This window comes from Ruminococcus sp. BSD2780120874_150323_B10 (assembly GCF_015553695.1).
Classification (GTDB): Bacteria; Bacillota; Clostridia; order Oscillospirales; family Acutalibacteraceae; genus Ruminococcoides; species Ruminococcoides intestinale_A.
In genome coordinates this window covers 1-2,228 of the sequence record NZ_JADNHD010000036.1, presented here as the reverse complement: position 1 = coordinate 2,228, position 2,228 = coordinate 1, and the positions used below count along the sequence as shown (strand labels likewise).

Here is a 2,228-nt window from a genome sequence, read left to right as displayed (position 1 = left end):
GTTGCTTGCGCCTGTCCAAGCATATACATAAGGAGCTGAACCGTCAGCTGTCTTTACAACAAGACGAGATGTTGTTTTTACAGGAGCTGTTGAGCCGCCCTGTACTTTTTTCTTGAATGTTGCTTTTGACTCAGAAGAACCGATCTCGTTCTCTGCCTCAAGAGTAATTGTAATTGTATCGCCATCGTAAGCTGTGTTACCGATTGTGATTGTGTCGCCGTCTTTTACGATAAACTTGTTACCGCCGTCAACAGAGCACTTAGCCTGCTCGCACTTGTCAAGGCTTACTGTAACAGTCTGTGTACCTGTAAACTCTGCGTCACCCTTAACAGACATAAGTGGTCTGCCGTCAGGCTCTTCAACGAGGATTGTACCGTTCTTGCCGCTGTTGAATGTAACCTTACCGTTTGATACAACAGCAGATGACTGATCGTAAGCATTTACAAGATACTGACCGTCGCTCCAAGTGTCGCCAACGTTGATTGTAACATCAGTATTTGCATTAGCATAGATACAGCCGATTACCTTATCTGTAATGCCGTTCTTGTCGTAATCTCTTGCAAAAGCATAACCTGATGTTGATGCAAGGCTTGTGTTAGAGCCTGCACCTACAGAGATGTGGTTGTTACGGAATACACCGACTTTCTGCCAATGCTCAAGAACATTTGTATCCATTGAGTCCCAGTTCATATCACTTCTGAGTGAGTGACCTGCGCCGCCGTTACCGTCGTTAGGAACACCTGCTACCATTGGACGGTTTGTTTCGTCACCGTAGAATATCTGAATTCCGCCCGGGCATAAAAGAAGGCCTGAACCTGTACCTATAAGGTCGCCTCTTGCGAGAACAGAGTCGTGTGAAGATACATAAGAAAGAACATTGAAGCTGTCATCGTTATTGATAGCCTTTGCAAATCCATCATATGTGCCCTTAACTCTGCCTGCGCTTAAAAGTCCGCCACCCTGAGTTGAGAAGTTGATCATTGAATCAAATCCGCCCTGTGTGTAGTAGCCGTCCTTATTAACACCGTGATCCCAACATTCACCTGTCATCCAGAAATCTTCATCCCAGTCTGCACCCGGCTTGTCAGGGTTGTTTGCTCTCCACTCTTTAAGAGCGTCAACACAAGCATTCTTAAGGTTTTTCCAAGAAGCAAATTCAACGTGTTTTGCGGTATCGCAACGGAAACCGTCAACACCGTACTCTCTTACCCACTCTGAAAGCCAGCCTGCAAGGTAGTTGCTTACAGTCGCGCTTCTGCCTGTTTTGGTAAAGAAGTTATTAATCTTTGCTGTTTCAGAATCAAGTCTGCCCTCTCCGCTCCACTTTTTCTGGAGAATTTTTGGAAGACCTACTGTAGAAGCCTGCTCTGTTTTAAAGTCAGGAAGACCTGCAAGAGACATTGTGAGGTCACTGCCGCCACCTTCTGTATAACCTGCTACACCGCAACGAATCCAATCAGGACCCCACCAGTTAGCCCAGTCTTCTGCATTTGTATCGTAGTCGATAAAGCTGTGATATGTTTTGTTGTTTATATTCTGATGTGGATAGTATGCGTCTTCCCAGCCCGGTGCTACTGTGCCGTAACCATACTCTGCCATATCGTAAAGCGAGTTGTAACCTGAGTGGTTCATTACGATATCCATAATAACTCTGATGCCGTGCTCATGAGCTGTGTCAACAAGAGTTTCAAACTCCTCGGCAGTACCGAAGTTTGCATCTGTCTGTGTGTAGTCGAGAACATAGTAGCCGTGGTATGAATAGTGAGCGTAACTTGGATTACCGTCGCTGCCTACCACATAACCGTGTGTCTGCTCATACGGAGCGGAAATCCAGATTGCGTTTACACCGAGGTTATTGAAATAACCATCTTCGATAGACTGTGTAACACCGGCAAAGTCGCCGCCGTGGAAGGTAGCTCTATCATCAATGTTAGAAAGAACCTTACCGCTCTGGTCAAGACCTCTGTTGTATGAGTGGTCGTTTGATGTGTTTCCGTTTCTGAAACGGTCGGTTAAGAGAAAGTAAACCGATGCATTGTCCCAAGAAAAGTTATCTTTGCTCTTTGTTGTAGAAGCAGATACTTTTTCTGTAGTATCAACGGTAGCAGCACTTGCCACTGTTGAGAATGCAAAGGTTGTGCTTGACATAACGGTGCAAAGTGCAATTGCAACGCTTGTCGCTTTTAGCATTCCGTGCTTGTTCATTGGTTTGATTACTCCTTTCAAAA

The 2,228-nt window shown here is 45.4% G+C and carries 1 protein-coding gene; it reads right to left on the bottom strand.

Features of this window, described 5'->3' with window-relative positions; translation table 11 throughout:
* Positions 1-2,205: alpha-amylase family glycosyl hydrolase (locus I2E21_RS12055; protein ID WP_243240644.1), on the bottom strand; the 2,205-nt coding region annotated here is incomplete at its 3' end.
* Positions 2,206-2,228 lie beyond the last annotated feature (23 nt).